Here is a 5,226-nt window from a genome sequence, read left to right on the forward strand (position 1 = left end):
ACCTCGGCCGCCAGGATGACCAGGTGAAGGTACGTGGCTACCGCATAGAGCTGGGAGAAATTGAACATGCCCTGCAACAGTATCCCGGAATAAAAGAAGTAATAGTACTGGCAGGCACGCATGGAGACGATCGGAGGCTGATCGCTTTTGTAATAATGAATGACGTTTTACAACCCAAAGAAATAAAAAAATACCTCGCAGATAAACTACCGGATTACATGGCGCCGGAATTGTATGTGCAGGTAAAAGCATTCCCGTTAACCACCAATGGAAAAGTAGACAGGGGAAAATTGCTGGAGGCAGACCCGCTTTCTGCAGCAGTAGTTAAACAGCCTTATGTACCACCAGGCAATGATGTGGAAATGAAACTGGCGGCTATCTGGAAGGAGGTGCTGAGATTAGAACAGGAAGTGGGTATAAAAGATGAATTATTTGAATTGGGTGGGAATAGTATCAGCGCTATTAAAATACTAGCCAGGGCATCAAAAGAATTTGGTGTGAAATTAAGCATACAAAAGATGTTTGCCACTCCCAATATTGAAAGCCTCGCCGGTGAAATTCTCAATATTCAGTGGTTTAACAATAACAATCTCCCCAAAGCAGATAATCCTGAAAACGAAAAAATCAAAGTGTAATCATTCATCTTATAAATAACATAATATGGAAAATAACTTGCAGGAACCCAACACCGGTGCGGCTGTAAGCATGCGTCCCTTTCATGATAACGGAGATCAGCTGCTCCCCTTGCTGATCACTCCCCGGAATGGAGATACTGATCTGGTACAATGGATGTTGCATAACAAAGAACAGTTTGAACAGGGACTTGTAAAACATGGCGGCATATTGCTGAGAGGATTTGATGTGGATACGGCAGAAAAATTTAATGGTTTCATGAAATGTTTTAATACCGAACCATTGCCATATATGTTCAGGTCTTCTCCCAGGGCGGAGCTGGATAAAAAAATAAAAAATATCTATCTCTCTACTTCTTATCCCAACGACCGTAGCATCAATATGCACAATGAATCGTCGTATAGCAGGGTGTGGGGAAAGAAGATAGTGTTTTGTTGTGTGAAACCTTCTGATACTGGTGGAGAAACACCCATCGCAGATTCCAGGAGAGTACTACAGGATATTGATCCGCAACTGGTAGCAAAGTTTCGGGAAAAGGGAGTGAAATACAGGCGCAATCTACTGCCCGACCTGGGAATGCCCTGGCAGGAAGTATTTCAGACAGAGAATCTTGCCGAAGCCGAGGATACCTGCCGGAAAAATAATATCAGCTACCGGTTTGAAGAGCAGGATCATATGATCATAGAATGGGTAAAACCAGCTGTATACAGGCACCCGGTATCGAAAGAAGAAACATGGTTTAATCATGTGATGTTTTTCAATAAGTTTTCCCGTTATGAAGAGCTCGGGATGGAACATGATGATTTTCTACCGGAAGAATATCTCACATCAGACACTTTCTTTGGTGATGGTACAGAAATTACTGCTGAAGAATATACCGCGATCAAAAATGCTTATGATAAAAATAAGATCGTATTTCCTTATCAGAAGGGCGATATTATTTTCCTGGATAACATGCTGGCAGCGCATGGACGCAGTCCTTACAGCGGAGACCGGGTAATTGCAACTGCCATTATTGAAGCTGCCTACGATAACGAATTTTAATGCATTCAGAACCGGATAATATTCTTGTAATATGAATGAGCAGGATGTGCTCCTCGATACACTGAGAAGAAAGAAGATATCCATCCGGATAGATAAGGATGGTTTGCTGGATATAGAAGCTCCGTCGGGAACATTGACAGAGGAGATCATTACCCAGATAAGGGAAAAACGGGAAGTGTTGCTGAACTATCTGAAGGGATTGTCCGGGCAGGGTTCCCATGCGCATATTCCTCTTGCGCCATTGGCGGCATCGTACCCATTATCTTCTTCCCAGCGGCGGCTTTGGGTATTAAACCAGATCAATCAATACTCCACGGCGTATAATATCCCATGTAGTGTGATGCTGGACGGGAATTTCAGCAGTGAGCAGCTCTCGCGTGCCATTACAGCGGTAGTGAACAGACACGAAATTCTGCGCACTGTATTCCGTGAAGATGCCTCCGGCGTAGTACGCCAATGGGTGCTGCCGGAAACATCGCTGAATGTGGAAGTGGCATTTACAGATCTGAGCCTTGTGCCCGATCAGGATGCACAAGCTGGAATAAAGATGGAGGAAGATAAGAAGACGCTTTTTGATTTAAGTAAAGGGCCTTTGTTCAGGGTGGCTTTGTTTCGGATGGCAACAGACAAACATCTGCTCTATTTCAATATGCATCATATCATCAGCGATGGCTGGTCCATTAATGTGCTGGCAGAAGAGGTGTTAAATTACTATAACGCATACGGGGAAGGCCGTATACCCGACCTCAAACCACTCACGATACAATATAAAGACTATGCCGTATGGCAGCAGGAGCAGCTTGCCACAGCGGCTTTTGAGCAACACCGGCTATACTGGATGAAACAGTTTGCAGGGCCATTGCCGTTATTAAATTTACCGGCAGACCGTGTACGGCCGGCCGTTTTTGCGCATCATGGCTCAGCAGTGGCTACCATCATCAGCAATGAGCTGCTCACAGCATTACAGGAGTTGTGTCAGCAACACGGTGCAACTTTGTTTATGGGTTTGCTGGCTATTACCAATGCGCTGTTTTACAGGTATACCGGTCAGCAGGATATTATTACCGGTAGCCCCGTAGCCGGGCGGGAACAGGTGGAGCTGGCCAACCAGATAGGCATGTATGTAAACACCTTGCCATTCAGGATACATGTTAACGCAGATGAGAGTTTCAGTGCACTGCTGAAAGAAGTACGTAACATTACTTCTGCGGCATATGAGCATCAGGAGTATCCTTTTGATAAAATAGTGGAGGACCTGGCATTAAAGCGTGACATGAGTCGCTCCCCTTTATTTGATGTGATGATATCACTGCACAATTTACAGGACAAGCGCCTGGTTGAAAATGTACATGCCATCCCCGAAAATGAAATAGTAACGCTTGGCAAAGAAGTGGTGAAGTTTGATATGAGCATTGATTTTTTGGAGATGGCAGAGGGGCTGTACATGAAGGTGGCATATAATGAAGATATCTATCAGCAATCGATGGTACACCAGCTGATCTGTCACTTCAAAGGAATGCTGAGCTATGTTGTGCAACATCCGGAAACGCCTGTTAACCAGATCCTTTATTTATCTGAGCGCGATAAAGGCCGTTTGTTACTCACATTTAACGATACCGCCACAACATATCCCCGCGATGTCACCATTACCGGTTTATTTGCCCGGCAGGTAGCGTTGCATCCCGGCAATACGGCGGTAGTATTTGAAAACGAAACGATCACTTACGAAGAGCTGCAGGAGAACGTACATTCGCTTGCTGCCATGCTGATAGCATATGATGTTAAGCCGGGCGACTTTATACCATTGTTGATGTCGAGAGGTATCGATTATGTGGTAGCGTTTATGGCGCTGTTACAACTGGGAGCCATTTGCACGCCGGTGAGTATCAACTGGCCGGAAGAGCGGGTGGAGACATTGCTAATGGAACTACATCCCAAAGTTGTGCTGGCCAATGAAGAAGGTATCAACAGATGTGGTATTAAAAGGCCGGCGCAATTGCTGGTCATTTCCCATCATCAGCTGAAACCGGTGAAAACCTTTTTTGAAAGCAGGGAAAATCCGGAAGGCCCTGTTTGTATGTTTTATACTTCCGGCACCACAGGATTGCCTAAAGGCGTGGTGGTAATGCATCGTGGCATTATGAACCGGTTTTTGTGGATGAATGATTATTTCGGAGTCGCTGCGGCGCAGTCGGTACTGCGTACCACGAGGCACATTTTTGACAGTGCACTCTGGCAGTTGTTCTGGCCGCTGATCAATGGAGGAAGAACGATCATTCCATCTGAGCACCGCCCGCTGGACCTGGAATATTTTGCGGAGTTGATCCGGGATTACCAGGTAACGATGACGGACTTTGTACCGTCGCTGTTTAACGAGGTGGTGAATGAAATAAGACAGCAACAAGACGATTATCATTTCGATAGCCTGAAAGATATTGTTATTGGCGGAGAAGCCATCCATGTGCTTTCTGCCAACATCTTCCGGCAGCATTATCCCCATATCCGGCTCACTAACCTGTACGGGCCTACGGAGGCCAGCATTGGTTGTATCTATTATGAGCTGAAAAAAGATCATTATGATAAGATCCCGATAGGCAAACCCATTCATAACGTGAGGATATACCTGGTGGATGAGAAAGGAGAACTGGTACCTGAAGGCATCGGTGGAGAGATTTGCATTGCGGGTGTTTGCCTGGCTGCGGGTTATTACCGGGACGAGAACAGGACAAACGAAAAATTTATTGAAAACCCCTATGCTACGGCAGGATATGGGCGGATGTATCGTACGGGAGATATCGGCAGGTGGCTGCCGGACGGTAATATTGAATACCTGGGACGTATAGATGAACAGGTGAAGATCCGCGGGTACCGCATAGAGCCTGGCGAAATAGAACATGCATTGACAACACTGCCAGGAATTACAGCTGCTGCAGTAATTCCCTGGAAAACAGCAGCAGAACAAACCCACCTCGTGGGATATGTAACTGCCGGTTATGCGATACATAAGCAGACATTAAAACAGGAGTTAAGAAAGCAGCTTCCTGAATACATGGTGCCGGTTCACTTTGTACAGCTGGACCATCTCCCTTTGTTACCCAATGGTAAAATCAATAAGAAAGTATTACCGGTACAGTCGGTGACCGATCTGGAAACAGGCGTAGAGCATATCGCTCCGCGCAACCCGGTTGAAGAGGCGCTGGTAGACGCTTATAAGGAGGTGACCAGGCAGTCGGCGGTGAGTATAAAAGATAGCTTCTTTGATCTTGGCGGCGATTCTATCAAAGCAATTCTATTGGCCAGCCAGTTGAGGCAACGGGGATATGCCGTGAAAGTAGGTGACGTGTTAATGTATCCTGTACTGGAAGAACTGGCAACACAGGTACAATTGCAGCACAACCCCCTGCCGGAACAAGCTGCCGTGGAAGGAAGGGTGGTACTCACGCCGATACAGCGCTGGTTCATGGACCGGAATTATGCGCACAAGCATCATTATAACCAGTCGGTGTTGTTAAGCAGCCGTGTAGCAGTAAACCGCGCCCACCTGGAACA

General features: G+C 46.2%; 3 protein-coding genes. All 3 read left to right on the forward strand.

The genetic code is table 11. The features are described 5' to 3' along the window. A partial coding sequence (locus V7S65_RS32155) for a phosphopantetheine-binding protein (RefSeq protein ID WP_336389629.1) occupies positions 1–635 on the forward strand: 635 nt, incomplete at its 5' end. Between the two features lie 25 nt (positions 636–660). Beyond that, entirely contained in the window at positions 661–1,677 is a 1,017-nt protein-coding gene (locus V7S65_RS32160) for a TauD/TfdA family dioxygenase (RefSeq protein ID WP_336389630.1), read from the forward strand. A 31-nt stretch (positions 1,678–1,708) separates the two neighbouring features. Next, on the forward strand, positions 1,709–5,226 hold a 3,518-nt coding region (locus V7S65_RS32165), incomplete at its 3' end, for a non-ribosomal peptide synthetase (protein ID WP_336389631.1).

It is taken from the genome of Chitinophaga sp. CCNWYY40 (genome assembly GCF_037483205.1).
Lineage (GTDB): Bacteria > Bacteroidota > Bacteroidia > Chitinophagales > Chitinophagaceae > Chitinophaga > Chitinophaga ginsengisegetis.